Source organism: Streptomyces sp. NPDC057428 (assembly GCF_042803195.1).
In the GTDB taxonomy this organism is placed as follows: Bacteria; Actinomycetota; Actinomycetes; order Streptomycetales; family Streptomycetaceae; genus Streptomyces.
In genome coordinates, this window is the sequence record NZ_JBHVCT010000008.1 from 53,398 (window position 1) to 80,382 (window position 26,985).

Sequence of the window (26,985 nt, forward strand, 5' to 3'; positions counted from 1 at the left end):
AGCGCGTCCACCCTACGGCGCGCCACCGACAGCGGCGCTCACTCCCGGACTCACGCGGACGGGTGGAGCGGGTTGTCGACGCTCCCGTGCACGGCCGCGTGCGGGCGCTGCGGCCGGTCCCGGTAGCCGTCCAGATGCAGACGGTTGCGGTTGAGGCACAGCCGCTCGATCGTCGGCGTCAGCATGTCGAAGATCTCGAAGCGCTCCTTGAGCTCGGGGAAGCGGGAGTGGTGCCGCAGGATCTCGGCGCGGACGAGTGACCAGAATTCGTCCTCCGGAACTCCGAGTTGTTCCTCGCAGAGCGGGGACAGATAGCGGAAGACGCCCACGAAGAGCCCCGAGTGGATGAACTGGGTGAGAAAGGAAGGTTCCTCCGTGAGCAGGATCTCCCGGACGTACGGCGGCATCGCGTCGAGCTCGGGAAGCCGCCGGGCACTGACGTTCACGTCGTCGACGAAGTCCTTGATGGCCAGGCGTACGGGGACGTCGTTCTCGTCGAAGACGACGATGGCGTTCTCGCCGTGCGGGGAGAAGACCGTGCCGTAGCGGTAGAGGAAGTGCAGCAGCGGGGGCAGCAGCGCGGCGAACAGCCGGGTGAGCCAGGCCGCCGGGGTCAGCCCCGAGCGGGCGACGAGTTCGGCGGTGAAGGCGCGGCCGTCGGGGTCGGTGAGCAGCAGCGAGGCCAGCGTACGGGCGCGCTCCCCGGCGGCGAGCCGGGGCTGGAGGGGCTCGCGCCAGATCGCGCCGAGGATCTCCTTGAACTGGTAAGGCGACTCGGGGAGGCGGTCGTAGAGCGGGTGCTCCACGGTCACCGAGGCCACCTCTCCGAGCAGGACGACCCGGCAGACGTCACGCAGGAACGGGTCGTCCTCGCACAGCCCCTGGACCCACGCGGTGACCGCGGGGGCCGCGAGGGTGCGTTCGGTCGGCAGGCCGCGCCACACAAGGGTGTTGAGGATCGACAGCGGCAGCTTGACCGTGTGCCGGTCGGGGCGTTCGACGTTGGTGAAGGTACGGATGGACTGCTGCGGCAGCCGAAGGTCGTCGTCGGTGTGCAGGGGCACCACGGCACCGTCCGCGATGGCTGGGGCGAAGAGCGGGACGATCCATTCGTCCCACTGCCACGGATGCACGGGCAGGAACAGGTAGTCCCCGGGGTCAAGGCCGCGTCCGCGCAGGATCGCGGCGAAGGAGTCCCTGATCTCCGGGTCCAGTTCCTCCTCGTAGAGGACGTCAGGCGCCGCGAGGCGTCCCACCCCCCGGTATTGCGCTATGCGCGAGCTGACGGCGATCCAGGGCAACGCGGTGGCCGAGCGCGCCTCGGGGGTGAAGCGCGCGGCGTCCGCGGCGGAGAAGCCGAGGCGGCCCTTGTTCGCCACGAGCCAGGGGTGGCCGGTCTGATGGCCTTCCAGCTCGGCGTAGGGGAGTTCGGCGAGCTGTGCCGCACGCAGCGCGGTCCGGTCGAGTCGCGCGTCGGCGACGAGCGTGGCGGTGAGCTCACGGATGAGATGGGCGAGCGTGGCGCCGTCGAGGCCGAGGAGGAGCCGGCCTCGGGCGAGGAAGCCCAGCGGGTCACGGAAGGGCGTGCCGCCGGTTCTGTCGTCCGCTCCCCCGGCCCTCACCTCGCGGATCGTCGCGGGGTCGACCCGCCAGCTGCCATAGGCGCCGCGCCTGGCGTGGAAGGACAGCGTGCCACCGTCATCGAGGGTCAGGGTGTAGGTGCCGCCGCGCTGCGGGTCCCCGGACCCGTGGGGCGCGGGCGCGATGACCTCCTCGTAGGCGAACTCACCGAGCATCTTCGCCAGGAGCGCCGCCGCCACCCGCTCCCAGCGCGTCCGGTCGAGTTCTGGGGTGTCGAGCGGTGTGTGAGGCGCCGCCGGGTGCGGGCTCGCTGGATATGTCGGCACGGGGACTCCTCCGGGTGGGACCGATGGGGTTCGAGCGGGCTGTGCGGTGCGGCGAGTGGTTCACAGGTGATCACGGTGGGTCCGGTCACGGATCATGAGCGCGGCCAGCTTGTCCGGGAGATCCACTTCCGCGCAGAAGCGGAAGCCGGCGCTCAGGAAGGCGGAGACGGACGGGGTGTTGCGCAGGTCCGGCTCGGCCACCACACGGGCGCAGAGCGGGCGGTTGTCGAGCACGAGGTCGGAGACGGCCCTGAGCAGTACGGTGCCGATTCCCCGCCCGCGGTCGGTCACACCGCCGATGAGGAGATGGACTCCCATGTCGTGGGGGCGGGAGGGATAGTGGCGGGCCAGCGGGTCCAGGTCCGCCCGGTAGATCTCCCAGTAGCTCATGGGGACACCGTCCAGCACTCCGAGGCAGGGGACACTGCGGCCGTCTCCCGCCAGCTGGCGCCGGAGATGGGCGTCGGTGACGGACTCCGGACCCGCCAGTTCCCAGAAGGCGGCGACTGCGGGATCGTTCATCCAGTGGCTGATGACGGAAACGTCGCGTTCCGGTTCCACGGTGACCAGGTGGAAGTGACCGGCGGGGGTGGCGACGGGACTCCACGCATCCGGGCCGCCCACGAGAGCGGAGACGTCGGCCCTTCCGGCGGCCGGTGGAGCGTCGTCACCGAGCAGGGCGAGGAGCTCTTCGGTGAGCCGCAGCTCGAGGGTGTCCTCGGTGCCGGTGCCGTCTCCGGTCTGCGCATCGGCGTGATGCACGGTGACGCTCTCCTCTCGTGGGTTCAGTCGGTCCTGTCTCTCAGCTTTGGAGTGGGTTGGCGATGGTGACGTACACGGACTGGGTGTCGACGGGCCCGACCAGTTCGTCGAGGCCTTGCATCCTGGTGAGCAGGTTGGCCTTGCAGCGCAGCTGTCCGGCTCCGAGCAGATACGCGGGCAGGGGCGAGCCGAGTGTCACGGTGCCTTCGAGGAACCGGCGGAATGCCGCGAGGAGCAGCCGCTCGTCGGCGAGCCGCTGGGCGCCGAAGGCCCCGATCAGCCCGAACACGTTGTTGATTCCCAGGTAGTAGGCGAGACGCTCGTCCGTGACGGCGTCGGACACGAAGGTGTCGCTGACGGCTCCGATGCCGGGCAGCCGGGATTCCAGCGCGGTGCGGTGTGATTCGCGGAAGTAGTAGCCCTGGTTGTCGCGGTACCTGCCGCCGACGGGCCAGCCGTCCCCGTCGAGGAGGACGAGCGTGTTCTGCTGATGGGCCTCCAGGGCGACGCCCGCGTGCGCGTCGAACCAGAGGACGGGGAGCACCACCCGGTCGAGGTAGCGCAGGAACCACTCGGCGCAGACCGCCCCGGTCGTCCGGCCGGTACGGGCGGCGAGCGAGGAGACCGTGTCGGCGAGCCGTGAATGCGTGCCCGGACGCCCGGGCCAGGGGCGGGTTGCGGTGAGCCCGGCGATGCACACCGCGTCGTCGGCCGGACCGAACGGGTTGTGGCGGAGCATCACGTCGAGTCCGGGGACGGGGGTGCCGTCCGGTGCGTCGACGGCCAGCCAGGCGGGGTCCCTGACGATGTCGAAGCCGGGGTGCGCCGCGTGCCACCGGTCCGCCAGCCCGGTGCGCAGCAGTCGGTGGACCTCGGCTCCCCGGTGGAGCTCCTTGCGGAGGTTCTCCCGCCGGGAGTTGGTGATGCGTACGCCGAGGGAGAGCTTCAGCATGAGGTCGGAACCCGGCCGGTACACGGTGCGCACCGAGGACGTGGGGTGCCAGCGTGCGCCGTGCGGACCGAGGTCGTGGAGGAGCCCCTTCTCGCACATGGCGACGACCTCGGGGCGCCGCATGAGCTCTGCGGCCTGCCACGGGTGGAGCGGAAGGGCCGTGGTGTCCTCAGGGAGGCGCAGTCCCTCGGCGTGGGGAGCGAGGAGCGACTGGGCCGTCACCGGCCGGCCGGCCTTCGTCCAGGCGGAGTCCGTGGCGAGTACGGAGCGGTCCACGGCCATCCAGTGGAGCGGGAAGGACCCGCGCAACTCGGGTGAGTAGAGCAGCGCTTCCGACTCGGAGAGGCCTTCGCGGCTCTTCGGCGTGGGGTGCAGGGGGTGCCCGAGGACGAGGGACTGCTCGCCGCTCAGGAAGGGATCGGCCTCGGACGACGTGGTCGGCGTGCGCCGCCGCTCCGCGATGAAGGTGGCCGTGTGCCGCACGGAGTCGGCCACCCTGGCCACCAGATCGACGCCCGCACTCCGCTCGCTCTCGCGTCCGAGGAGAGCGGCCACGGTGACCGCGTCGACGCCCGGGGTGCCTGCGGGCGCGTTCTCCAGGAGCGGTGTGCCGAAGCGGTGCCAGCCGGTCGGGGACCAGTGGGAGACCGGGACGAGCAGGGCGGTGCCGCTCGCGGGGAGGGGGACGCGCAGGGTGGCCGCCAGCGGCCGGGGAAGGTCGTTCTCCCTGGCCCAGCAGCGCAGCAGGCTTTCCGTGCCTGCCGAGTCGGCAGCCCGGAGCGGGTCCGGATCGTCCAGCGGGTCCGGATGCGAGAACGCGCCGTCCAGGCAGGAACGACTTACGGGAAGGGCGCTCGACGGGGTGTCCGCTCCGGTACGCGGAGCTCCGTGCGGACCGGCCTTCTGACGCGGCACGGTGGTCGACTCGACCGCCAGGGGGCCATCTGGCAGTTCGTGTCCTCGCTGCTCGCGGGTGGGAGGGCCGTCGGCCTCGGGCGCGGGGGTGGGGTTCACGGCGGTCTTCCTTGTGAGGGGTCCGGGATCAGCGGGTCGGCCCGGCGGCGGCCTGGCGGTTCGGAGAGTGCTCGGCGGCTCTCAGCGCGTCGGCGAGGCGGTCGACGACCGCCGTCGCCTGCTCGTCGGTGAGTGTGAGCGGGGGGAGCAGGCGGACCACGGCGCCGTGACGCCCGCCCAGTTCGACGATGAGGCCGCGGCGCAGGCATTCCTGCTGCACCGCCGCCGCGAGGGCGGGGTCGGGCGGTGGGGCGGATCCGCTCTCCGCGGTGACGGTGAGCGGCTCGGCATCGGGGTCGACCAGCTCGATACCGATCATCAGACCGCGGCCCCGGACGTCGCCGATGCTCGGATGGTCCGCGCTCAGGGCCTGAAGGCGGGCCAGCATGCGCGCGCCGAGGGTTCCGGCCCGTTCGGCGAGCTTGTTCTCCCGTACGTACGCGAGGGTGGCCGTGCCCGCCGCCATGGCCAGTTGGTTGCCCCGGAAGGTGCCCGCGTGGGCGCCGGGCTGCCAGAGGTCGAGGCCTGAGCGGTAGACGATCACCGCGAGGGGCAGCGAGCCGCCGATGGCCTTCGACATGACCATCACGTCGGGCACGACGCCGCTGTGCTCGACAGCCCAGAAGGCGCCGGTCCTGCCGACTCCTGTCTGCACCTCGTCCGCGATCAGCGCGATCGAACGGTCCCGGGTGATCTCACGCATCCGTCGCAGCCAGCCGTCCGGCGCGGGATTGACTCCGCCCTCGCCCTGGACGGGCTCCAGGATCATGGCCGCCGGAGCGGGCACCCCTCCCTTCGGGTCGTCCAGGAGGTACTCCGTCCAGCGCGCGGCGATGTCCGCACCCCGCTCCCCGCCGGCTCCGAAGGGGCAGCGGTAGTTCTGCGGGAAGGGCAGTCGGGTCACCCGCACGTCGGGAGCGCCGCCCGAGGCGCCCAGCGCCCCCGCCGTCATCCCGTGATACGCGCCGGTGAAGGCGAGGAGTTCGCTGCGTCCGGTCGCCGCCCGCACCAGCTTGAACGCCGCCTCGACGGCGTCCGTCCCGGCGGGTCCGCAGAACTGGATCCGGGCGTCGTCGGCCAACTCCCGTGGCAGGGTGGCGAACAGCTCGGTCGTGAACGCGTCCTTGACCGGGGTGGCGAGGTCGAGCACGTGCAGAGGCGCGCCGGAGTCGATGACCTTTCTGATCGCCTCGAGGACCACGGGGTGATTGTGACCGAGTGCCAACGTGCCGGCGCCGGAGAGGCAGTCGAGGTACCGGCGTCCGTCCGCGCCCTCGATGGTCATTCCCCTCGCCCGGACCGGCACGATCGGCAGCGAGCGCGCATAGGTACGTGCCGCCGACTCGCGCTGCGCCTGCCTCCGGAGAATCCCGTCGTACGCGACGTGAGGTGCCACCGGAGCTGGTTGGGTCACGGCCACGGCTGTCGGTCCTCCTGCGGTAACAGTTGCGTTGCACCTCGGTGCGGTCCCCCGGTGCCGGAGCGCGCCGATGAACGCTGTCCTGGTGCCCCCCGTACGTACCAACGACGCCGGACGCGGGAGATCACGGGTAAATCGGAAGATCCTTGCGCGCTCGGAACCGTGGACCTGCCGCGCGCCGTCCCCGACGGCACCCGGCATAGTGGGTGCCGCGCTCCGGGCAGGGCCCTGCTCCGGCGTCCTCGGTGTGTACCGCGCTCACGCGGGACGCCGTGGCCCGCCCGAAGCCCGCAGCGCGGTAAGTAAGTCAGTGACGAAGTCCCAGGGGGATCACCAGATGCGACCCATGCGCCCGATCGATACCGCACACCGCGAGGGGAGCGTCCGCCGCACGCCCCGGGTGTTCGCCGCAGCCGCTCTCGCCGCTGTCCTGACCCTCACCGCGGCCGCCTGCGGTCCCGAGGACGACGGCGCCTCCGGCGAGCCGAGCGCGTCCGCCGCCCAGGCCACCGACGGAAAGATCACCATCCCGGACGACCTGAAGGACCGTCTCAAGGAACACGGGATCGATCTCGACAAGTGGCGCGGCGGCGAGTGGAAGAACTGGGACAAGGACACCTGGCTGCGTGAGGCCCAGGACTACGTCAACCCGATCATCGAGGACCTCTGGGACCCGGACCGGATGCGAGAGGCCGACAAGCCCCCGGAGAACCCCGTGGCCAACGACATCTCCGGCGACGAGGGCGTGACGGACCCGACCCCCGTCCCGGTGCGGGCGGCGGGCCTGGCGACGCCGTACCACGACAACGCCCCGGCGTCCGGGAAGCTCCTGTTCGACGGGCCCGAGGGCTCGATGGTCTGCTCGGCGACCGTGGTGCAGGATCCCGCTCACCCCGGCAGGTCCAACATGGTCTGGACCGCCGGCCACTGTGTCCACGCGGGCAGGAACGGCGGCTGGTACCGCAACATCGCCTTCGTCCCGTCGTACAACGACAGCGGCCTCACGGGCGCCGGGCTGGAGAACGCGTCGAGGGAGCAGATGGCCCCGTACGGCGTGTGGTGGGGCCAGTGGGCGCAGACGTCCGAGGAGTGGATCAACCAGGGCGCGGCGACCGGCGGTCAGGGCGCTCCCTACGACTTCGCGGTCCTGCAGGTCGCCCCGGAGAAGGGTTCGACGGGCAAGTCCCTGGAGGAGACGGTCGGTTCGGCGCTCCCGGTCGACTTCAACGCCCCGGCGGTCCCTGAGATCGCGAGCATGACGGCTACCGGCTACCCGGCTGCTCCTCCGTTCGACGGCCAGAGCGCGCTCACGTGCACGGACCGGCCGGGCCGCCTCGCGGTCTTCCAGGACCAGCCGACGATGTACCGCATCGGCTGCTCGATGACCGGTGGTTCGTCCGGCGGCGGCTGGGTCGCGCAGGGCCAGGACGGTAAGCCGGTCCTGGTGTCCAACACCTCCATCGGCCCGGTGGCGGCCGGCTGGCTGGCCGGGCCGCGCCTCGGCCAGGAGGCCAAGGGCGTCTACGACTCCGTCAGCAAGAAGTACGCGGGTCGGTAGGGCCCGTTCCCGGGCCCCCGGTACGGCGACCGCCGGCCGGGGGCCCGCTGCGTGGAGCGGCCGCGCGGGACGACACCTGGATGCGGCAGGGACGAGAGGGGTTTCTCCGACGCGTGGGGGTTTCACCGGCCGCCGGACGCACGAGGGCCGGGCCCCGTGCGGGAGCCCGGCCCTCGTGTCACCGCATAGGCGTCAGTGGGCGACCGGCGCGAACATGCCCAGGTCGGCAGCGAGTTCCTGGTGGACCCGGGCCTTGAGCAGCGTGCCCTCCGGGGTGTGCTCCTCGGAGATCACCTCACCCTCGGCGTGCACCCGGGAGACGAGCGCACCCTGGGTGTAGGGCACGAGTGCCTCGATCTCGACGGAAGGCCTCGGCAGCTCGGCGTCGATGAGCGCGAGGAGCTCGTCGATACCCGCACCCGTCCGTGCCGACACGGCGATCGCGTGCTTCTCGGCGCGCATCAGGCGCTGCAGTACGAGCGGGTCCGAAGCGTCCGCCTTGTTGATCACGACGATCTCGGGTACGTCGACGGCGCCGACCTCCCGGATCACCTCACGCACGGCGGCGAGCTGCTCCTCGGGCACCGGGTGGGCGCCGTCCACCACGTGAAGGATCAGGTCGGACTCACCGACCTCCTCCATCGTGGACCGGAACGCTTCCACGAGGTGGTGGGGCAGGTGCCGCACGAACCCGACGGTGTCGGCCAGGGTGTAGATCCGGCCGCTCGGGGTCTCGGCCCGGCGCACGGTCGGGTCCAGGGTGGCGAACAGGGCGTTCTCCACGAGGACACCGGCACCGGTGAGCCGGTTGAGCAGCGAGGACTTGCCTGCGTTGGTGTATCCGGCGATGGCGACGGAGGGCACCTTGTTGCGCTTGCGTTCCTGGCGCTTGATCTCGCGGCCGGTCTTCATCTCCGCGATCTCCCGGCGCATCTTCGCCATCTTCTCGCGGATACGGCGCCGGTCCGTCTCGATCTTGGTCTCACCGGGACCACGCGTGGCCATGCCGCCACCACCGCTGGAACCGCCGCCTCCCATCTGACGGGACAGGGACTGACCCCAGCCGCGCAGGCGCGGCAGCATGTACTGCATCTGGGCCAGCGAGACCTGGGCCTTGCCCTCCCGGGACTTGGCGTGCTGGGCGAAGATGTCGAGGATCAGGGCGGTCCTGTCGACCACCTTCACCTTGACGACGTCTTCGAGGTGGATCAGCTGGCCCGGGCTGAGCTCACCGTCGCAGACGACGGTGTCGGCCCCGGACTCGAGCACGATGTCGCGCAGTTCGAGCGCCTTGCCCGATCCGATGTACGTGGCCGGGTCGGGCTTGTCTCGGCGCTGGAACACGGCGTCGAGGACCTGCGCGCCCGCGGTCTCCGCGAGGGCGGCGAGCTCCGCGAGGGAGATCTCCGCGTCGTGGACCGTGCCCGACGTCCACACACCGACGAGCACGACCCGCTCCAGGCGCAGCTGCCGGTACTCGACCTCGGTGACGTCCTCGAGTTCGGTGGAGAGACCGGCGACGCGGCGCAGTGCCGCACGCTCGGAACGGTCGAGCTGGTCACCGTCCCGCTCACCGTCGATCTCGTGGCTCCAGGCGACGTCCTCTTCCATCAGGGCGTCGGCCCGAAGGCCCTCGTTGAGGCTCTCGGATACGGATTCCGTGGCGCTCTGCGCGTCCTGCGCGTCCTGGGGAAGGGAGGAAGAGGAGGTCATTGGATCCTTACGTCGATAGAAGTCCGTTACGCCAGTCACAACGCGTGACACCGCCGGAAGATTCCCACGGGTGGGGCCCACCGGCCGGCCGCCGTGCCGACCCGTCGATACTGGCATGTCCGCTCCCGGCTCGTCACTCGGGTTTCGGTGCCCTCGCCGGGACCTGTCCGCCCGCCGCGTTCCGTGGTGCCTGACTGCGCCACTGGGGGTGTCCCGGCATCGGCGGGGTCTTCTTCCCGTACAGCCAGCCGCCGAAGAACGCCGTCAGGTCCCGGCCGGCGATCCGCGACGCCAGGTCGGTGAACTGGCGGGTGGTCGCCGACCCGTCCCGGTGCTCACGGACCCAGGTCCGCTCCAGACGGCCGAACGCCGCCGTGCCGATCTCTTCCCGCAGTGCGTACAGGATGAGCGCGCTGCCATCGTAGACGACCGGCCTGAACAGACTGATCTTGTGGCCGGGCGTCGGGACGTCCGGGCGGGCCGGGGGGCCGCTGGCGGCCCGCCACGCGTCGGAGCGCGCGTAGGCCTCCTTCATGCGCCGCTCCAGCGGCTTGCCCGCGTGTTCCTCGGCGTACCGCGCCTCGTACCAGGTGGCGTGTCCTTCGTTGAGCCACAGGTCCGACCACGAACGCGGCGAGACGCTGTTGCCGAACCACTGGTGGGCGAGCTCGTGGACCATGACGGAGTCGACGTACCACTCGGGGTAGCCGGTGCCGGCGAACAGGGAGCGCTCGAAGAGGGAGAGCGTCTGCGTCTCCAGCTCGAAGCCCGTATCGGTGTCGGCGACGAGGAGCCCGTACGTCTCGAACGGATACGGGCCGACCTGCTTCTCCATCCAGGCCAGCTGCCCGGGCGTCTTCTTCAGCCACGGTTCCAGCTTCGCGCGGTCGGCCTCGGGGACCACGTCGCGTACGGGCAGTCCGTTCGGCCCGGTGCGCCGCAGCACGGCGGAACGGCCGATGGACACCTGGGCCAGCTCGGTCGCCATGGGGTGCCGGGTGCGGTAGGTCCAGGTGGTGGCGCCCGCCTGGTGCCGTTTGCCGGCCGGCAGCCCGCCGGCCACGACCGTGAGGCCGTTGGGCGCGGTCACCCGGAAGGTGAAGTACGCCTTGTCCGCGGGGTGGTCGTTGCTGGGGAAGACCCGGTGCGCGGCGTCCGCCTGGTTGGCCATCGCGAGCCCGTCCGAGGTCGGGACCCAGCCTCCGTCGGCCTTCTCCCCCGAGGGGTCGCTCGTGTGCCGGACGGTGATGCGTACAGGCGCCCCGGAAGGGAGGCGGAGGGGCGGCCGGACGACCAGGTCCTCCTGCGCGGTGGCGAAGTCGGAGTTCAGTCCGTTGACCTCCACGGAGCGGACGGTGCCTCTCGCGAAGTCGAGGTTGATCCGCTCCAGCGGCGCGGTGGTGCGTGCGTCGATGGTCGTGACCGCTTCGAGGGGCTTGGTGTTGCTGCCCTTGTAGGTGAGCGAGATGTCGTACGAGAGGACGTCGTAACCGGGGTTGCCCAGATGCGGGAACAGGCGGTCGCCGATGCCGAGCGGTTCGGGCGCGGGCAGGGTGGCGGCGACGAGGCTGAGCGACGCGGTGGCCAGCAGAGCGGCGCGCAGTCGGCGCGAGGGGAGCGGCATGGACTACGGCTATCAGCGCGCGCACTCCCCGCGGGGGGTGGCGCGCGCCGGACCACCCGAACGGGTCGCGGCACCCGGCAGGGTGGCGGCCGTGGGGGCTCAGCCGGCGGCGGCGGGCTGCTGGGCGCGGCTCACGTCGTACACACCGGGTACGTCGCGCATCGCCCTCATGAGGCCGGGCAGTCCGGCAGCGTCGGGCAGCTGCAGCGTGTAGGTGTGCCGGACGCGCTGCTCGCTGGGCGGCTCGACCGTCGCCGCGACGATGGCCGCGTCCGCGGCCGCGATGGCCTCGGTGAGGTCGGCCAGCAGCCGGGGCCGTCCGAACGACTCGGCGACGAGGGTGACCCGGTAGTCGGCGCTGCGGCTCCACTCCCCCGGGTCGTTCCAGCGGGCCCCGACGGCCGGCCTGCCGAGCGCGCGCATACGGGCGACCGCCGGGCACTCGTCCCGGTGCACGGTGACGGCGCCGCCCCGCACGGTGAATCCGACGATGGCATCGGGCGGCACGGGCGTGCAGCAGCCCGCGAGCCGGACCGGTGCGCCCGGCCTGTCGACGAGCACGCTCGGGTCCCGGTCTGCCGCCTTCCCCTTGCCGTTCGCCGCGTCATCGGCGGGCTGCGCCTGCGGTCTCGGTGCGGCAGGGCTCTTGCGGGGCCCCTGCGCACCGTCCGGATGGGTGTCAAGCCACCCGGTGATCGCGATACGGGCGCCGGGGGTACGCACATGGTCGAGCCACTCGGGCGAAGGGCCGGAGGAGCCGTCCTGGGCCATGAGCAACTGCACGGTGTCGCCGTCGTTCAGCACGGTGCTGAGCGTCGCCAGCCGCCCGTTGACGCGGGCGCCGATACAGCCGTGTGCCTCCTCGCCGTACTGCGCGTATGCGGCGTCGACGCAACTGGCACCCGCCGGCAGCCCGAGGGTGCCTCCGTCGGTGCGGAAGACGGTGATCTCCCGGTCCTGGGCCAGGTCGGCGCGCAGGGTGGTCCAGAACTGGTCGGAGTCCGTGGCCGCTTCCTGCCAGTCCAGGAGGCGGGAGAGCCAGCCCGGCCTCGTCGGGTCGGCGCGCTCGCCGTCGGCGGGCTCCGCCTGGTGCGCGGCGCCGGTGCCGTCCTGGGTGTACGGGTTGCCGAGCGCGACGACCCCGGCCTCGGCGACCTTGTGCATCCGGTGGGTGCGGATCAGGACCTCCGCGACAGCTCCCTCGAGACCGACGACCGCGGTGTGCAGCGACTGGTAGAGGTTGAACTTGGGAGCCGCGATGAAGTCCTTGAACTCCGAGATCACCGGAGTGAAGCAGGTGTGCAGTTCGCCCAGGACCGCGTAGCAGTCGGCATCCTCGCCGACCAGCACCAGCAGCCGGCCGAAGTCGGTGCCGCGCATCTCCCCGCGTTTCGCCCTCACCCGGTGCACCGATACGAAGTGCCTCGGCCTGATGAGCACGTCTGCGCTGATCCCCGCTTCCCGCAGGGTCGACCGGACGCCGTCGGCGATCTCGGTCAGCGGGTCCTGCGCCCCCTCCCACGCGGTGATGAGGGCGCGGGTGCTCTCGTACTCGACGGGGTGGAGGATCGCGAAGACCAGGTCCTCAAGCTCCGTCTTCAGCGCCTGCACGCCCAGGCGTTCGGCGAGCGGGATGAGCACGTCCTCGGTGACCTTGGCGATCCTGACCTGCTTCTCGGGACGCATGACACCGAGGGTCCGCATGTTGTGCAGCCGGTCGGCGAGTTTGATCGACATGACCCGGACGTCGTTGCCGGTGGCCACGAGCATCTTTCGGAAGGTCTCGGGCTCGGCTGCGGCGCCGTAGTCGACCTTCTCGAGCTTGGTGACGCCGTCGACGAGGTAGCAGACCTCGTCGCCGAACTCCCGGCGCACCTGATCCAGGGTCACCTCGGTGTCCTCGACCGTGTCGTGCAGCAGGGACGCCGTCAGGGTCGTCGTCTCGGCGCCGAGTTCGGCGAGGATCAGGGTGACCGCGAGAGGATGGGTGATGTAAGGCTCGCCGCTCTTGCGCATCTGGCCGCGATGGGAGGACTCGGCGAGGACGTAAGCCTTGCGCAGAATGGCCAGATCGGCGTCCGGATAGTGCGCGCGATGCGCGTCCGCCACGTGTCCGATCGCGTCGGGCAGGCGGTCACGGGAAGCGGGCCCGAGCAGGGCGACCCGGCCCAGCCGGCGCAGATCGATCCGCGCACGACCGCGCTTGCGAAGGGGAGCACCTGGATTGGCGGCCTCTGCGCTCATGGGGCACCTCCGGCGAACGTCGACCGGCGGGCAAGGGGTGCGGATGCGCCCCCGGGCCGGTGCTTGATGCTATCGACCCCACCACGTGGCGCAGTCCAGCTCTCGCTCAGCGTGAAACGGATCACCCATTCGAGCGAAGCTCTAACCGATCATCGTTTCGAGCCACGTGGCGTCGATCACGCCCTCGGCGACGATGACCGCGGGGCCCGTCATGTCGATCCCGCCGTCGGGGTGTTCGGTGATCACAAGCGTCCCCCCGGGGAGGTCCACGGTGTACGTGACGGGGGCGCCGGTCAGCGCGGGGTCCACGCCGTCCCTGCGTGCGGCGGCCACGGCCACTGCGCAGGCACCCGTGCCGCAGGAACGTGTCTCGCCGGAGCCGCGCTCGTGGACGCGCATCGCGACGTGCCGCGGCCCGCGGTCCACGACGAACTCGATGTTGACCCCGTCCGGGTAGACGGACTGCGGGCTGAACGGCGGTACGGAGTACAGGTTCCCGGCGTGGTCCAGGTCCTCGACGAACGCGACGGCGTGCGGATTGCCCATGTTCACGTTGCGGGCGTCCCAGCTGCGCCCGTCCACCGTGACCGTGACTCCGGCGCCGGACAGCACGGCGCGTCCCATGGAGACCGTGACGTCGCCGTCCTTGGCGATGTGCACCCGCTTGACCCCACCCCGGGTCGCGACGGCGAGATCGCCTTCGGCGACGAGACCGGAACGCTGGAGGTAGCGGGCGAAGACGCGGACCCCGTTGCCGCACATCTCGGCGACCGAACCGTCGGCGTTGCGGTAGTCCATGAACCACTCCGCCTGCTCCGCCATGCCCTCGGCATCGGGGTGCGCCGCGGAACGCACGACGTGCAGCAGTCCGTCGCCGCCGATGCCGGCCCTGCGGTCGCACAGCCGGGCGACGAGGTGAACCGGCAGGTCCAGGGCGTTCTCCGGGTCGGGGACGATCACGAAGTCGTTCTCGGTGGCGTGGCCCTTGAGGAAGGCGATCTGCGATGTGCTCACGAACCAACTGTACGAGGCCGCGACGGATGTCCGCCGGACCGGGGGTCCACGTGCCCGGCGACGGGCGTCTCAGCGGAGGCGGGCCACGCGCCAGACGGCGAGGGTGACCAGCGCGCCGCAGAGAGCGACGTACAGCGTGATGACCCGCCAGTCGGGGCGCTCGTGCGGCCCCCGGGAGGTAAGGCCCGGCCAGGTGTACCCGACGCGGCGCGCGGCCATCATGCCCCAGCCGGCCGCGCAGCAGCTGATCAGCAGTCCCAGCATAGCCACCACGGCACCGCCGCCGCCGAACTCGAAGGCGAGGGGGAAGGCGAACATCAGGGATCCGACCGCCGCCAGCGCCACGATCGGCGCGAGCTGCCAGATCCGCAGCCTGCGGGCCGGGCGGAGTTCGACCTCGACCTCGCCGACCACGTCGTGCTCGTCGGGCCCGTCAGGACTGAGGTGTCCTGTCCCGTGCTGCGTGCCCGGTACATCCTGGTCTGTGTCGCGGGGGCCGGCTTCCATCGCCACGCGCCCTCCCAACTCGGACTCCACTGGTCGATCGATGCTCGATGATGGCACGCTCCCGGGCGCCGAAATGACGGGCGGAGCGTCCCGATGCCATCACGTGATCAGGCTGTTATAGCCCCTCAGGAGGGTTTGCGCAGGTCAGACGCCTGCTGCTGGTCGGCGAGTCAGCAAGAGGTCAGCAATAGCCGCAGGTCAGCGCCGGATTGACCGGTCGCGACCAGCCGGAAGGAGGAACCATCACGATCATGTCGAACAAGCTTGCGCGGGGCATGGGCAGCTTCTTCAAGCCCTGCGAGTGCCGCAGGGCCTAAAGTCGCCCGCACCTCTGCACGATCCGCTTCCACAACACCCGGGGCTCGCGTGAAGGGCATCCTCAAGGACGCGCACAGGCGCGGCATCGTAGCTCTCGACCAGCTTCTCGATGTCAGTCCGCCGGAGTACCGCCCGAGCCCGACCGTGATCCCCATCAAGGAACAGGTCCGCCTCCCCGCCCGGCCCGCGACGACGACACCTTCCGCCTCATCGTCGACCTCATGGCCGGCATGCGCCTGCGGTGGGACACTCCGACATCAACATCACCTTCCGTACCTACCGGCACCTCCTGCCCGGCTCCGTCTCCAAAGCCGCCATACTCCTGAACAACGGCCTCGACTTCAGCACCACGACGGCGATTTCGGCGGTCTTTCCGGATGACGGGGTGGAGATTCCGGGGAGGGCGTCCCGGTGGCCAGTTCTCTGATGTCTCCCTGGTCGTGGGGGGCGTTGGCCCTGCAGGGGCGTTGCGTGATTGGGAATGGCCCGTTTCGCCGGTTTCACAAGTGACGTAGTGTCATGTCCGGTGTGTGGCACGGGATCCCGGAGAACAGAGCAGGCACGGTGCTGGTGATCGTATGGTTGTCGAGACCCATGAGAACGAGCGAGACTGCGCCTGCCCGAACATCACCGCCCATCCCTTCCAGCCGTTCGTCCCGACCGCGGAAGGGGGGCCTCATGCGAGTCCGGCGCCGTCTTCCCATTACGTACGCCAGCAGTCAACTGACAGCCGGTGCAAGTGCGTGGCAGTGCCCGCGGGGAGATGGCCCGACGCGAGCGGCCCTGCCGCGAAGCACCCCTGCGCATGTAGCAAGATGAGCGAGCCCCGCCGGTCAACGACTCGTCGTTACGGCGAGGCCCGCACATCCCGGACTCGAGCAGCAGGTGGCAACAAGGTGACGACACATCACATATCGGGTGCACGCTCCCTTCCCGGCAGGACGGCAGGCAGCCGGTGAACCGGGACCTCACGCTTCACGACTGGATCGTCGCGGTCGTCTGGATGGCCGTCGGGCTCGCGGCGGGCGTCCTGCTGCGCATCCTCCTGCGCTGGCTGAGCAAGCACGCGACCCGTACCCGGTGGAGCGGGGACGACGTCCTCGTCGACGCGCTGCGCGCGCTGGTGCCGATCGCGGCGCTCGCGGGCGGAGTGGCGGCCGCCGCGGCGGCGCTGCCGCTGACCGACCGGGTCAACAACGCCGTCAACCAGATCCTGACGGTGCTGCTCATCCTCGCCGCGACCATCACCGCGGCACGCGTGATCACCGGCCTGGTGCGGGCGGTCACGCAGTCCCGTTCCGGTGTCGCCGGATCGGCCACGATCTTCGTCAACATCACCCGCGTCGTCGTCCTGGCCATAGGCTGCCTGGTCGTTCTGCAGACCCTGGGCATCTCCATAGCTCCGCTGCTCACCGCCCTCGGTGTCGGCGGTCTCGCGGTCGCCCTGGCTCTCCAGGACACGCTCGCCAATCTCTTCGCGGGCATCCACATCCTCGCCTCGAAGACGATCCAGCCCGGCGACTACATCCGTCTCACCAGCGGGGAGGAGGGTTACGTCGTCGACATCAACTGGCGCAACACCGTCGTACGCAACCTCTCCAACAACCTCGTCATCATCCCGAACGACCAGCTCTCCAGCACCAACATGACCAACTTCAGCCGCCCGGAACAGGAGATGACCCTCACCGTGCAGGTCGGCGTCGGCTACGACAGCGACCTGGAGCACGTGGAGCGCGTCACCGCCGAGATCGTGACCGAGGTCATGACGGAGGTCGAAGGCGCGGTGCCCGAGCACGAACCCGCCGTCCGCTTCCACACGTTCGGGGACTCACGGATCAGCTTCACCGTAATCCTGGGCGTGGGTGAGTTCAGTGACCAGTACCGGATCAAGCACGAGTTCATCAAGCGGCTGCACAAGCGCTACCACGTGGAAGGCATCCGTATTCCCTCCCCGGCGCGTACCGTCGCCCTCCAGCAGAACGGCGTGGCGATTCCCCCGCAACGCGACGGATCCCTTTCGGTCCTGTAGAACATCGTGGCGGGGAGGTCCGTTCCTGGCGGCTTCACCTGCGGATCGGCCTCACCTTCGCCGAACTGGCCCGCAGGATCAACCCGATCGTGCGCGACTGGATGCAGTACTACGGAGCGTTCCACCGCTCCGAGTTCTGTGGGAGCCCGGGGGTTAGGACTCCCTCGGGCCACCCGACCACTCTTTCTCGGCGTCGGGGTCGCTCTTGCGGGGACGGGAACGTACGGGGGTACCTCGTCCGGGGCGACGTTCATCCGGATGACTGCGGTCGGCCTCTACCTGGTGCGTTCTTGCCTTTGCCGTGCCCAGGCAGTCAGGTGCGTGGATCGCTGATGTCGTCTTCCGTGGAGCGGGACGAAGACGTGGTCGAAGTGTGGGATACGGGCACGCGATGTGGCCCCCCCCTTCAGCCGAAGGCCGCCGTACGGAGGTAGGCGTATTGCCCTGAGCCGAGACAGCCCCGTGAGGTTTTGGCGGCGCCGCTGCCCGTGCCGTAGTGGATGACGGTGACGCCGGCCCGGGCCGCGGCCTCGACCAGGTGGTAGAAGAGCAGCTCGAAGTAGAGCGGCAGCCTGCGCTGGGCGGCATAGTCGAACCCGGCGCGGTGCGCGAACCAGCGGTCCTGGTGGACCACGATCAGCGCGAAGCCGATGATCTCGCCGTCGAGGCGGGCGGTGGCCGCCAGCGCGTCCGGACCGCATGCGCCGAGTGCGCGCTCCAGGATGGCCGCGGAGCGTGCGGGGGTCCAGGCACTCATTCCGTACTTGCCGAGGAGTGTGGCCTCCAGCTCCGCGAAGCGGGGGATATCGGCGGGTTCGAGCGGGCCTATGTCGATCTGGACGCCGGCATCGCGCACCGCCCGGCGTTCGGCGCCGATCCGGCGGCGGCGGTGGGCGGAGAACCCTGCGAGGTACTCCGCGAAGCCGCCCTGCGGCACCAGCAGCCAGTGGTAGCCCTCGGAGTGGAAGGAGCGGTAGCCGCGGCGGGTCAGCAGGGTCCGCAGCGCGGTGTCGTGCTCGTCGACGTGAAGGAAGGCGACGCTACGCAGTCCATCCTCGTCCGCCAGACGCTCGGCGGCGCCCAGCAGGCTTACGCCGGTGGCGTCGTGGCTGTCGTGGCCGTCGCGGCTCAAGAGGGTGGTGCGGCCGAGGTGCCGCCCTCCGCAGACAAGGCCGGGCAGTAGGGCGTCGGCGAGGTCGCCGGGAAGGTCCGCGGCAAGTTCCTGTGCTCCCTGCCGCCCCTCTTCCGCGCACAGCCGCAGTACGGTGTCGGGCCGGCCGGCGAGCCACGGGGCATCCGCGTGGGCGACCGCGGTGGCCAGTGCACCGGCCAGGCCCTCGCCGTCGGTGAGGGTGAGATAACGCATGGCCGCGCCGGAGGTGTCCTCCGCCACGTCGAGCCAACGGGTCGCCAGATAGGCGTTGTCGGGACCGGCGAGACGGTCCCAGGATGTGCGGGGAAGGTGCGCGGCCCGCCGGACGACGCCGAGAGCGGGGGGAAGGGCGGATACGCCGCCCGGGGTGGGCTGTTCATGCGTCCGGCTAGGTGACGGGGGTCTTCGGTCGTCACGTTCGGCGGTCCGGATGTCCACGTCCGGTGTGTGCATGATGGTCTCCTCATCAGCGCCATGGCGGCCGGTGACGTCGCGTACGGGCCCGTCGGTGTGTTCCGTCGGCCGGTCTCTGCCGGTTGAGCCGTTTCTGCTGGTCGATGGCGCCGTGCCGTGAGGCCCTTCCCATGCCCGGCGTGCCGCAGGTCCGCGCAGGTACCGCACGCCCCGACGGGATGGGGTCGCCGTACGAGACGTACCTGGGCGGGCGGAGCCGTCGTGGGGCAGAGCGTAGGACGTGGGCGCAGCGGGCGTAGCGCCCCGCGGGGCGCAGAGGAAGGGGTACCGCACCGGCACACGGCGGGAGGGCCGGGATCAAGGGCGCGGGGCGGGACAAACCGCAGCGAAGGCGGTCGTGTCGTCGCCTGCGGCGCGGTGGCGAAGACAACGTAGGGCAGTGCCGTGCGGCGGCGCAAGCGCCCGTATGCCAGGAAAGGGACGTCCCGCCGCTGTCGTCGCGCGTCGGCGGATATCAGCAGCAAACCGATGGGAGAGGTGACCTGCCGCTTTGCCAGGAGATTCCTGATGTCTCCCCAACTCCCGTACAACTCCGGACTTTTTGTGTCTCTTCACCCGCTCTCCGTCCCCTCTCGCCCGCTTGCGGCGCTCCGGTGCCGCCTCTAGCATCGTCGCGCTCCCGGCAGGACCCGGGTGGCGTCGTCCCGCACCTCGGAGACCGCCGCCCCCAGGGCCCCGTCGTGGGTGTGCGCCGCACCACGGTCCCGTGCCGTCACGGGGCCGCGCCCCCTGAAAGGCACTGGTGATGGTCGGACCACCCCGTTCCACCGCCGGCGGAGGCGAGGTGGGCGCCCTGCGCCTGCTGCTGGCCGCCCAGGCGCTGAGCCAGCTCGGTTTCCGTCTGCTGGGATTGGCGATGCCACTCCTTGCGACCACTACCCTGCACGCTTCCGCCTTTGAGGTCGCCTCCGTCGCGGCCTGCCAGACGGCGGCGTTCCTCGTCATCGGGCTGCCCGCGGGGGTGTGGGTGGACCGTATGCGCAAGCGGACGGTGATGATCGCTTCTGACCTCGGCCGCGCCGTGGCCCTGGGCAGCATTCCGGTGGCGTGGAGCCTGGGCACCCTCGACGTGCTCCACCTGTGCGCGGTCTCCCTCGTCACCGGCGTCCTCACGGTCTTCTTCGACGTCGCCGAGCAGAGCTACCTGCCGCATGTGGTCGGCGGTGACCGCCTCGTCGCCGCCAACGCCCGGCTGATCGGCGTCGAGGAGGTGGCGGGCGTGGTCGGCCCCAGTGCCGGCGGTCTGCTCATCCAGCTGGTGACCGCGCCCCTTGCGATCGTCGCGACAGCAGTGGGGTACCTATGGTCCGCCCTGTGCGTCGCCCTGATCCGACGGCCGGAACCGTTTCCACCCCGCAAGGACCGCCCCAGGCTGCTCCGGGGTGTCGCCGAGGGCGTGCGAGTGGTGACGCGGGACGCGCTGCTGCGGCCCATCGTGCTGTGCTCCACGACGATGACCCTGTTCTGGAGCATGTCCTACGCGATGCTCCTGGTCCTGCTCGCCCGCGATCTCGCGGTGCCCGCGACCACGGTGGGTCTGCTGCTGACAGCGGGGAGCCTCGGAGGCGTCCTCGCCACGCTCGTGGTACGCCGCCTCATCGAGAGGCTGGGCGACGCGACGGCGGTGAAGTACAGCGTCGCGTGCGGCGCCCCGCTCACCCTGCTCGCCGCGCTCGTCCAGCCAGGGTGGCGGCTTGCGCTGGTCAGCGTCTCGCTGTTCGGGCTGGGCGCGGCGCTCGTCGTCTACAACGTGGCCCAGGTCAGTTTCCGCCAGCGGACCGTGCCGCCGGACCTCCTGGGCCGGGTCAACGCCACCGTACGGTTCTTCGCCTGGGGGGCACGCCCCATCGGCAGCCTCTGCGGTGGTGTGCTGGCCGAACTGTTCGGTGCCCGGGGCGCAGTGCTCACGGGGGCGGTCGGCACCTCGCTCGCCTTCCTTTGGCTAGTCCTCTCCCCGCTGCGCCGGATGCGGACCCTGCCGACCGGCCCGCCCGCCGGCGAACCCCTGGCGGTCACCTGACCGGGGCCGGCCGTGCCTGTCCCGCCGCATGACCGGGGCCGAGCCGCGTCGCTCGCCCCGCCCCCCGTATGCCCGACGAACGGAAGCCCTACCGTGACCGACGCACTCCCCCCGACCGGCGCGACCGGCGCCCCTGCGATCGTGTGGATCACCAACCCTGACAACTACGACCCCCGACGCCACCTCCTGCTGCAGAAGGAGGGCTCCGACCGCGTGAACCTCTTCGAGCGCAACGGTCTGCCCGTGCGGGTGGTGCACTCCGGGGATCTCGTGCCGGCATGGTCCGGCGGGACGCCGCGTCTGTACCTGGACGAGGAGGACCTGCTCGACGGCGGTCACGCCTTCCTGCTGTCGGACTGGACGTGGGACGCCGGCATCGGCCGTCACATCCAGGCGATCACGCGGACCGTCAAAGCGGCCGGCCGGGTGCTCCTCAACGACGGCATCCGTGACGCCGAGTCGCTGGGGTCGGACAAACTCGCGATGTGTCACGAGGCGGCGGCGCTCGGGATTCCGGTCCCGCCGACGGTCGCGGTCCCCTTCGGGCGGTACGCCCGCCGGGTGCTGCCGGTGGTCAGAAAGGAGCTGGGCACCGGTCCCTACGTGGTCAAGCCCCGGGCCATGGCCATGGGCTTCGGGGTGCTGAAGGCCGAGGGCCCAGAGCAACTGACCGCCGCGGTCGACCTCCTCACCCCGGCGGCGCTGGGCGCGGTGGTGCAGCCATTCCAGGAGAACGACGGCGACGTGCGGGTGTACGTACACCGGGGGCAGGCGGTCGCCGTGATGCTGCGCCGCCCGAAGGAAGGCTCCTACCTCGCCAACGTGAGTGAGGGCGGCTCCGGCGTGTCCTTCGACGGCGACGACGAAGTGCGCACGCTCAGCGAACGGCTGGCCACGGGGGTGGACGCGGACTACCTGTGCGTGGACTGGCTCCTCACCCGCGAGGGACCGGTCTTCAACGAGTGGATGACGGTCTCAGCGGCCTACGAGGACCTGCCGGAGCCGGACCGCTCACGGGTGGCGGCAGCGCTCGTCACGTATGTACGGGACCGGATCACCGCGGGCTCCTGACCATCCCCGTCCGGGGCGTACCCATGGCGGGTCGCCCCGGACGACCTCAGCGCGACCTGCTGTCAGTGTGCGGGGGAGGCGAGCGTCCACTCGAGAGTCACCGTCGGATCACGCAGCAAATTCCAGGACCCCACCCGCAACCAACCCCGCGCGACTGACCGACCATCAGCAAAGTCAGAGGTCAGCATCCGTCCCCGAGGACTGTTCCAGACTGTCGAAGTCTGATGAAGCCCCGCAACCCAGGATTCCTCCTGACCTGCGTCGATGCAGCACCGAGGGTTCCTGCTACACGTCGATTGCCTGTCATGCGATCAGGCTGTGACCGCCCGTTCGACCAACGCCAGCGCCAGGTGCGGGAGTTCTCCTCGGTGTTCCTGGCCACCATTCAGCCACGTGACGCGAGGGTCGCGCCGGAACCACGAGTCCTGGCGGCGCGCGAAGCGTTTGGTGGCGCGCACGGTCTCGTTGCGCGCCTCCTCCTCGCCGCACTCCCCCGCGAGCGCCGCGAGCACCTGCTGGTAACCGAGGGCCCGGGAGGCTGTTCGCCCCTCACGCAGTCCGAGGGATTCGAGCCGGCGCACCTCGTCCACCAGCCCGGCCTCCCACATCCGGTCCACCCGGGTGGTGATCCGCTCGTCGAGTTCGGGGCGCTCGACGTCCACCCCGATCTGAACCGCGTCGTAGACGGGCTCGTCGCCCGGCAGATTGGCAGTGAAGGGCTTGCCCGTGATCTCGATGACCTCCAGGGCGCGGACGATACGCCGTCCGTTGCTGGGCAGGATGGCGCCGGCGGCCTCGGGGTCCGCGGCCGCCAGCCGGGCGTGCAGGAAACCGGATCCGAGTTCCGTCAGCTCCTGTTCGAGCCTGGCACGCACGTCTGGGTCGGTGCCGGGGAACTCCAGGGCGTCGATCGCGCCCTTCACGTAGAGACCGGAGCCGCCGACCAGGACGGGAGTGCGGCCCGCTGCCAGCAACCGGTCGATCTCGGTGCGGGCGAGCCGCTGGTATTCGGCCACACTCGCGGCCTGGGTGACGTCCCAGATGTCCAGCAGGTGGTGGGGGACGCCGTCGCGCTCCGCGAGCGTCAGCTTCGCCGTGCCGATGTCCATGCCCCGGTAGAGCTGCATGGAGTCGGCGTTGACCACTTCACCACCGAGTTCCTGGGCGAGAAAGACACCAAGATCGGATTTTCCGGCCGCTGTGGGGCCGACGACGGTGATGACGCGGGGGGCGGGAGATCTTCTCACCGGGACAGTCTCCCAAACTCCGCGACGCCTTCCGACCGCCCGGGGTGAAGCTCACCTGCGTCCGGGATGCGCCGTCGCCCGCACGGGCGGCGGCGCATCCGGTAGCGGCGAGTCACACGTGTTTGCCCGCCGACGAGTAAAATGTCACCACCAGTCCCCAGCACGGAAGGTGACCCATGGGTTTCCTGGACAACCTGAAGGCCAAGCTGGCCCCGGCCAGGGAAAAGGTCGGCGACCTCGCGCAGCAGCACGGGGGCAAGATCGACCAGGGCCTCGACAAGGCCGCCCGCACGGTCGATCAGACGACCAAGGGCAAGTACAGCGACAAGATCGTGTCCGGCACGCAGAAGGCCAAGGACGCTGTCGACCGCCTGGGGCAGAAGGACGGTGGCGGCACGCCGCCGACGACACCGCCCGCACCCCCGGCTGCCTGACGCCTCACCGGCGGACCGAGGGCCGTGGCGCCATGTGGGCCTGCGGCCCGCACGGCGCCGTCCCCGGTGATTCAGGACCAGGCGGCCACGACGTAGCCCACTCCGTACGGCGCGTCCTCGTACAGCAGCTGTCCGCCCAGACCGGCCCCTTCGGCCGCGCCGGCGAGCACCTGCCAGGGCGCCCGGCCGGACACCTTCAGCTCGTACGCGAGCGACTCGTCCAGGGCGCTCAGTGCGGCGATGTCCGCCGATCCCAGGGCCCTGGCCGCCGCCGCGTCGAAGTCCTCGGCCCGCTCGTCCAGGTAACCGGGCGCCTTGACCGTCCGGCAGGCGCTGCCGTCACCCATGACGAGCAGGGCAACCCGCTCCGCCCGGTCCGCGAGGTCCGCTCCGGCCCGCAGGCAGCGGTCGGCCGGAAGCGGCTCACCGACCCCCAGTCCTTCGACCGGCCCGTTCCACCGCGCGCGCCGCAGCAGCCAGGCCCCGACCGCGAGGGACGCCGGCAGCCGGCTCTCCGGGGCGGGGGCCCCGTCAGGCCCCTCACCGAGCCGCACGCTCAGGTCCACCCCGAACCCCGCGAAGGATCCCTGCGAGCCCGGTGGGAACGGTCCCCGGCCGTCCGGTGCGGCCGGTCCGGCCACGATCAGCAGGTCCGGCCTCGCCGCGGCGAGCACGCCCAGCGCGTCGAGGCACGCGTTCCGCGCGCCGTCGAGTTCGGGCCCGGCTCCCGCGGCCACCTCGGGAACCAGCAGTGGCGGGCAGGGACAGACGGCAGCGGCGACAAGCATGCCGGTCAGCGTACTCAGTCGAGTGCGCACCCCGGGGCCGCGGCCGCGGGAAGCGGGGCGGGCGCGCCGATACCGGGCAGGCCCAGCATCACGCCGGCGGGCTGCGAGGCCGGAGCGGCGGTGCGCTTCTCCCATGCGTCGCCGGACCGGGTGCGCCGGACGCTCAGGGGGGCGCCCTCGGCCAGCAGGTGGTGCGGCGCGGCGTAGGTGATCTCGACGGTCACCACGTCGCCTGGACGCACGTCCTGGGACGGCTTGGTGAAGTGGACCAGCCGGTTGTCGGGAGCGCGGCCGGAGAGGCGGTGGGTGGCGCCGTCCTTGCGGCCCTCGCCCTCCGCGACCATGACCTCCAGGGTGCGGCCGACCTGCTTCTTGTTCTCGTTCCAGGAGATCTCCTCCTGGAGGGCGGACAGGCGCATGTAGCGCTCCTGGACGACCTCCTTGGGGATCTGCCCCTCCATGTCGGCTGCGGGGGTCCCGGGGCGCTTGGAGTACTGGAAGGTGAAGGCGTTCGCGAACCGGGCCTCACGCACGGCGTGCATGGTCTGCTCGAAGTCCTCCTCGGTCTCGCCGGGGAAGCCCACGATGATGTCCGTGGAGATGGCGGCGTCCGGCATCGCGGCGCGCACCTTCTCGATGATCCCGAGGAAGCGCTCCTGACGGTACGAGCGGCGCATCGCCCTGAGGATCGTGTCCGAGCCCGACTGCATCGGCATGTGCAGCTGGGGCATCACGTTCGGGGTCTCGGCCATCGCCGCGATCACGTCGTCGGTGAAGTCGCGCGGGTGGGGCGAGGTGAAGCGGACGCGCTCCAGGCCCTCGATGGCGCCGCAGGCCCTCAGCAGCTTGGAGAAGGCCTCGCGGTCGCCGATGTCGGAGCCGTAGGCGTTGACGTTCTGGCCGAGCAGAGTGATCTCGCTGACGCCCTCGGCGACGAGGGCCTCGATCTCGGCCAGGATGTCGCCGGTTCGGCGGTCCTTCTCCTTGCCGCGCAGCGCGGGGACGATACAGAAGGTGCAGGTGTTGTTGCAGCCGACGGAGATCGACACCCACGCCGCGTAGGCGGACTCGCGGCGGGTGGGCAGCGTCGAGGGGAACGCCTCCAGGAACTCGGCGATCTCGACCTGTGCCTCCTCCTGGATCCGGGCGCGCTCCAGGAGGACGGGCAGCTTGCCGATGTTGTGCGTACCGAAGACGACGTCGACCCAGGGGGCCCGTCGCACGATGGTGTCGCGGTCCTTCTGCGCCAGGCAGCCGCCGACGGCGATCTGCATCCCGGGGCGCTTGGTCTTCATCGGGGCGAGGCGGCCGAGGTTGCCGTAGAGCTTGTTGTCCGCGTTCTCACGCACGGCGCAGGTGTTGAAGACGACGACGTCGGCGTCGCCGTCGGAGCCTTCGGGAGCGCGCACGTATCCGGCGCCCTCCAGGAGCCCCGACAAGCGTTCGGAGTCGTGGACGTTCATCTGGCACCCGTAAGTGCGTACCTCGTAGCTCTTCTGGACGTCCACTGCTTCGCTCCGGTTGCCGCTGCTCATGGGACAAGGGTAGGCGCTGGCCGGACCACCTCCTCCGCCGGTGGTCCGGCCCCCCCCCCGCCGGCCTGGCCAGGACGGGGCACCGCCTGGCAGGATCGCGCCATGCTCCACGCACTGTCCCGGTTCGGCCGGCGCCGCACCCTCCAGGGGGGCGCCGCCGCCGTCGTGCTCGGGCTGCTGCTGTGGTGGGTCCTCCCGCTCGGGGACGGGGAGCCGAGCGGCACGCTCACCTTCTCCACAGGCGTACGCAGCGGGGTCTACCAGCGGTACGGTCAGCGGCTCGAAGGAGCACTGGCCAAGGACATGCCCAAGGTGTCGATACGGCTGGAGGACAGCGAGGGCTCGCAGCAGAACATCGAACGGGTCGCCACGGGCAGGGCCGACTTCACCATCGCCACCGTCGACGCGGTTGCCGCCTACCTGCAGAGCGGCAAGCCCAATGGCGAACGGCTGCGCGGGTGTGTACGGCTCTACGACGACTACGTCCAACTGGTCGTGCCCCGGGGCTCCGGCATCCGCAAGGTCTCGGACCTGCGGGGCAAGCGTGTCGGTGTCGGGCAGAAGGGCTCGGGCGTGCTCCTCGTCGCGGACCGGCTCATGACGGCGGCGGGCGTCGACCCGTCCGAGGACATCAAGCCTGTCCAGGCCGGCATCGACACGATGCCGCAGCGGCTGGTAGACGGCGAGCTCGACGCCTTCTTCTGGTCCGGCGGGCTGCCGACCGGTGCGGTGGAAGAGCTCTCGCAGAAGTTCGACATCAGGCTGGTGCCGCTGGAGGCGTCTCTGATCAGCAAGCTCCGGGCGGCCGGCGGTTCCACCCGCCACTACAGGTCCGCCATCATGCCGGCGGACGCCTACGACCACGCGCAGCGGGGGCAGGCCGTACAGACCGTGGCGGTCGCCAACCTGCTGATCACCACTGACCGTACGGACCCGTTGATGACGGAGGCGTTCACCCGGACCGTGATCGACAGCCGGGACCGGATCGGGCAGGAGGTGCACGCGGCGCAGCTGGTCGACCTGCGTACGGCGATCTACACCGATCCGCTGGCGCTGCACGAAGGGGCCAGGCGCTACTACCGCTCCGCCAAGCCCTGATGCGTCCGGACAGGCTCTCAGACGTGCGGGGCGTCGCGCGGCACGGTGACCGTCACCAGGAGGCCGTGCGGTTCGTGCGTGCCGTAGCGGATCGCTCCGCCGC

At 70.8% G+C, this 26,985-nt stretch carries 21 protein-coding genes; 8 read left to right on the plus strand and 13 right to left on the minus strand.

Translation table 11 applies throughout. The annotated features are described in order from the left end of the window. Positions 1–50: 50 nt before the first annotated feature. The 4 genes from ACFU5K_RS05325 to ACFU5K_RS05340 are packed head-to-tail and all read right to left on the minus strand — an operon-like array spanning position 51 to position 6,055. Entirely contained in the window at positions 51–1,907 is a 1,857-nt protein-coding gene (locus ACFU5K_RS05325) for an IucA/IucC family protein (RefSeq protein ID WP_384057097.1), read from the minus strand. A gap of 60 nt (positions 1,908–1,967) precedes the next feature. After that, on the minus strand, positions 1,968–2,669 hold the full coding sequence (locus tag ACFU5K_RS05330; RefSeq protein WP_384057100.1) for a GNAT family N-acetyltransferase: 702 nt from the start codon (positions 2,667–2,669) through the stop codon (positions 1,968–1,970). A gap of 40 nt (positions 2,670–2,709) precedes the next feature. After that, positions 2,710–4,635: an IucA/IucC family protein gene (locus tag ACFU5K_RS05335; protein ID WP_384057103.1), complete on the minus strand. Its 1,926-nt coding sequence runs from the start codon at positions 4,633–4,635 to the stop codon at positions 2,710–2,712. A gap of 28 nt (positions 4,636–4,663) precedes the next feature. Beyond that, complete coding sequence (locus tag ACFU5K_RS05340) at positions 4,664–6,055, minus strand: diaminobutyrate--2-oxoglutarate transaminase family protein (protein ID WP_384057106.1); 1,392 nt, start codon at positions 6,053–6,055, stop codon at positions 4,664–4,666. A gap of 346 nt (positions 6,056–6,401) precedes the next feature. On the opposite strand from ACFU5K_RS05340, the gene ACFU5K_RS05345 reads away from it, so the two are divergent. After that, the gene (locus ACFU5K_RS05345) at positions 6,402–7,613 is read left to right on the plus strand and encodes a trypsin-like serine peptidase (protein ID WP_384057108.1); all 1,212 of its coding nucleotides are present in this window, start codon (positions 6,402–6,404) and stop codon (positions 7,611–7,613) included. A 192-nt stretch (positions 7,614–7,805) separates the two neighbouring features. On the opposite strand, the gene hflX is transcribed toward ACFU5K_RS05345, so the two are convergent. From hflX to ACFU5K_RS05370, 5 genes are all read right to left on the minus strand, one after another. After that, positions 7,806–9,326: a GTPase HflX gene (hflX, locus tag ACFU5K_RS05350; RefSeq protein ID WP_384057111.1), complete on the minus strand. Its 1,521-nt coding sequence runs from the start codon at positions 9,324–9,326 to the stop codon at positions 7,806–7,808. Positions 9,327–9,459: 133 nt separating this feature from the next. Continuing rightward, positions 9,460–10,950, minus strand: coding sequence for a M1 family metallopeptidase (locus ACFU5K_RS05355; protein WP_384057113.1), 1,491 nt, complete (start codon positions 10,948–10,950; stop codon positions 9,460–9,462). Positions 10,951–11,049: 99 nt separating this feature from the next. Further along, positions 11,050–13,194: a RelA/SpoT family protein gene (locus ACFU5K_RS05360; RefSeq protein ID WP_384057116.1), complete on the minus strand. Its 2,145-nt coding sequence runs from the start codon at positions 13,192–13,194 to the stop codon at positions 11,050–11,052. A 141-nt stretch (positions 13,195–13,335) separates the two neighbouring features. Then, a complete protein-coding gene (gene dapF / locus ACFU5K_RS05365; RefSeq protein ID WP_384057119.1) occupies positions 13,336–14,208 on the minus strand; it encodes a diaminopimelate epimerase in 873 nt (290 codons plus the stop codon). A 69-nt stretch (positions 14,209–14,277) separates the two neighbouring features. Beyond that, positions 14,278–14,715 (minus strand): hypothetical protein, encoded by a 438-nt coding sequence (locus ACFU5K_RS05370; RefSeq protein ID WP_384057240.1) that lies wholly within the window; start codon positions 14,713–14,715, stop codon positions 14,278–14,280. A 559-nt stretch (positions 14,716–15,274) separates the two neighbouring features. Here ACFU5K_RS05370 and ACFU5K_RS05375 point away from each other — a divergent pair. From ACFU5K_RS05375 to ACFU5K_RS05385, 3 genes are all read left to right on the plus strand, one after another. Next, positions 15,275–15,460: a hypothetical protein gene (locus tag ACFU5K_RS05375; RefSeq protein ID WP_384057121.1), complete on the plus strand. Its 186-nt coding sequence runs from the start codon at positions 15,275–15,277 to the stop codon at positions 15,458–15,460. Positions 15,461–15,988: 528 nt separating this feature from the next. Next, positions 15,989–17,062: a mechanosensitive ion channel family protein gene (locus tag ACFU5K_RS05380; RefSeq protein ID WP_384057124.1), complete on the plus strand. Its 1,074-nt coding sequence runs from the start codon at positions 15,989–15,991 to the stop codon at positions 17,060–17,062. Next, positions 17,044–17,496 carry a group II intron maturase-specific domain-containing protein gene (locus ACFU5K_RS05385; protein WP_384057242.1) on the plus strand — a complete coding sequence of 151 codons (453 nt, stop codon included), beginning with the start codon at positions 17,044–17,046 and terminating at the stop codon, positions 17,494–17,496. Before ACFU5K_RS05380 ends, ACFU5K_RS05385 begins: the two co-directional genes overlap by 19 nt. Here the strand turns inward: ACFU5K_RS05385 and ACFU5K_RS05390 are convergent. After that, positions 17,469–18,668: a GNAT family N-acetyltransferase gene (locus ACFU5K_RS05390; RefSeq protein WP_384057126.1), complete on the minus strand. Its 1,200-nt coding sequence runs from the start codon at positions 18,666–18,668 to the stop codon at positions 17,469–17,471. The genes ACFU5K_RS05385 and ACFU5K_RS05390 overlap by 28 nt on opposite strands. A 766-nt stretch (positions 18,669–19,434) precedes the next feature. Here ACFU5K_RS05390 and ACFU5K_RS05395 point away from each other — a divergent pair. Then, positions 19,435–20,709, plus strand: coding sequence for an MFS transporter (locus ACFU5K_RS05395; RefSeq protein WP_384057129.1), 1,275 nt, complete (start codon positions 19,435–19,437; stop codon positions 20,707–20,709). 93 nt (positions 20,710–20,802) lie between these two features. Beyond that, a complete protein-coding gene (locus tag ACFU5K_RS05400) occupies positions 20,803–21,780 on the plus strand; it encodes a RimK family alpha-L-glutamate ligase (protein WP_384057132.1) in 978 nt (325 codons plus the stop codon). A gap of 311 nt (positions 21,781–22,091) precedes the next feature. On the opposite strand, the gene miaA is transcribed toward ACFU5K_RS05400, so the two are convergent. Next, positions 22,092–23,027, minus strand: coding sequence for a tRNA (adenosine(37)-N6)-dimethylallyltransferase MiaA (gene miaA / locus ACFU5K_RS05405; RefSeq protein WP_384057135.1), 936 nt, complete (start codon positions 23,025–23,027; stop codon positions 22,092–22,094). Positions 23,028–23,203: 176 nt separating this feature from the next. On the opposite strand from miaA, the gene ACFU5K_RS05410 reads away from it, so the two are divergent. Next, positions 23,204–23,461: an antitoxin gene (locus ACFU5K_RS05410; RefSeq protein WP_384057137.1), complete on the plus strand. Its 258-nt coding sequence runs from the start codon at positions 23,204–23,206 to the stop codon at positions 23,459–23,461. A 71-nt stretch (positions 23,462–23,532) separates the two neighbouring features. Here the strand turns inward: ACFU5K_RS05410 and ACFU5K_RS05415 are convergent, their stop codons facing one another. Together ACFU5K_RS05415 and miaB are read right to left on the minus strand one after the other, a co-directional pair. After that, on the minus strand, positions 23,533–24,249 hold the full coding sequence (locus ACFU5K_RS05415; protein WP_384057140.1) for a class III extradiol dioxygenase subunit B-like domain-containing protein: 717 nt from the start codon (positions 24,247–24,249) through the stop codon (positions 23,533–23,535). A gap of 14 nt (positions 24,250–24,263) precedes the next feature. Continuing rightward, a complete protein-coding gene (gene miaB, locus ACFU5K_RS05420) occupies positions 24,264–25,784 on the minus strand; it encodes a tRNA (N6-isopentenyl adenosine(37)-C2)-methylthiotransferase MiaB (RefSeq protein WP_384057142.1) in 1,521 nt (506 codons plus the stop codon). Between the two features lie 102 nt (positions 25,785–25,886). Here miaB and ACFU5K_RS05425 point away from each other — a divergent pair, with 102 nt between their 5' ends. Further along, on the plus strand, positions 25,887–26,882 hold the full coding sequence (locus ACFU5K_RS05425) for a TAXI family TRAP transporter solute-binding subunit (protein ID WP_384057145.1): 996 nt from the start codon (positions 25,887–25,889) through the stop codon (positions 26,880–26,882). Positions 26,883–26,985 lie beyond the last annotated feature (103 nt).

What these genes read in the sequence shown, in the direction of transcription:
- ACFU5K_RS05415 (WP_384057140.1), bottom strand. Translation starts at nt 24,249, where the DNA reads ATGCTTGTCGCCGCTGCCGTCTGTCCCTGCCCGCCACTGCTGGTTCCC.
- ACFU5K_RS05395 (WP_384057129.1), top strand. Translation starts at nt 19,435, where the DNA reads ATGGTCGGACCACCCCGTTCCACCGCCGGCGGAGGCGAGGTGGGCGCC.
- ACFU5K_RS05425 (WP_384057145.1), top strand. Translation starts at nt 25,887, where the DNA reads ATGCTCCACGCACTGTCCCGGTTCGGCCGGCGCCGCACCCTCCAGGGG.
- ACFU5K_RS05410 (WP_384057137.1), top strand. Translation starts at nt 23,204, where the DNA reads ATGGGTTTCCTGGACAACCTGAAGGCCAAGCTGGCCCCGGCCAGGGAA.
- ACFU5K_RS05360 (WP_384057116.1), bottom strand. Translation starts at nt 13,194, where the DNA reads ATGAGCGCAGAGGCCGCCAATCCAGGTGCTCCCCTTCGCAAGCGCGGT.
- ACFU5K_RS05390 (WP_384057126.1), bottom strand. Translation starts at nt 18,668, where the DNA reads ATGCACACACCGGACGTGGACATCCGGACCGCCGAACGTGACGACCGA.
- miaB (WP_384057142.1), bottom strand. Translation starts at nt 25,784, where the DNA reads ATGAGCAGCGGCAACCGGAGCGAAGCAGTGGACGTCCAGAAGAGCTAC.
- hflX (WP_384057111.1), bottom strand. Translation starts at nt 9,326, where the DNA reads ATGACCTCCTCTTCCTCCCTTCCCCAGGACGCGCAGGACGCGCAGAGC.
- ACFU5K_RS05345 (WP_384057108.1), top strand. Translation starts at nt 6,402, where the DNA reads ATGCGCCCGATCGATACCGCACACCGCGAGGGGAGCGTCCGCCGCACG.
- ACFU5K_RS05370 (WP_384057240.1), bottom strand. Translation starts at nt 14,715, where the DNA reads ATGGAAGCCGGCCCCCGCGACACAGACCAGGATGTACCGGGCACGCAG.
- ACFU5K_RS05355 (WP_384057113.1), bottom strand. Translation starts at nt 10,950, where the DNA reads ATGCCGCTCCCCTCGCGCCGACTGCGCGCCGCTCTGCTGGCCACCGCG.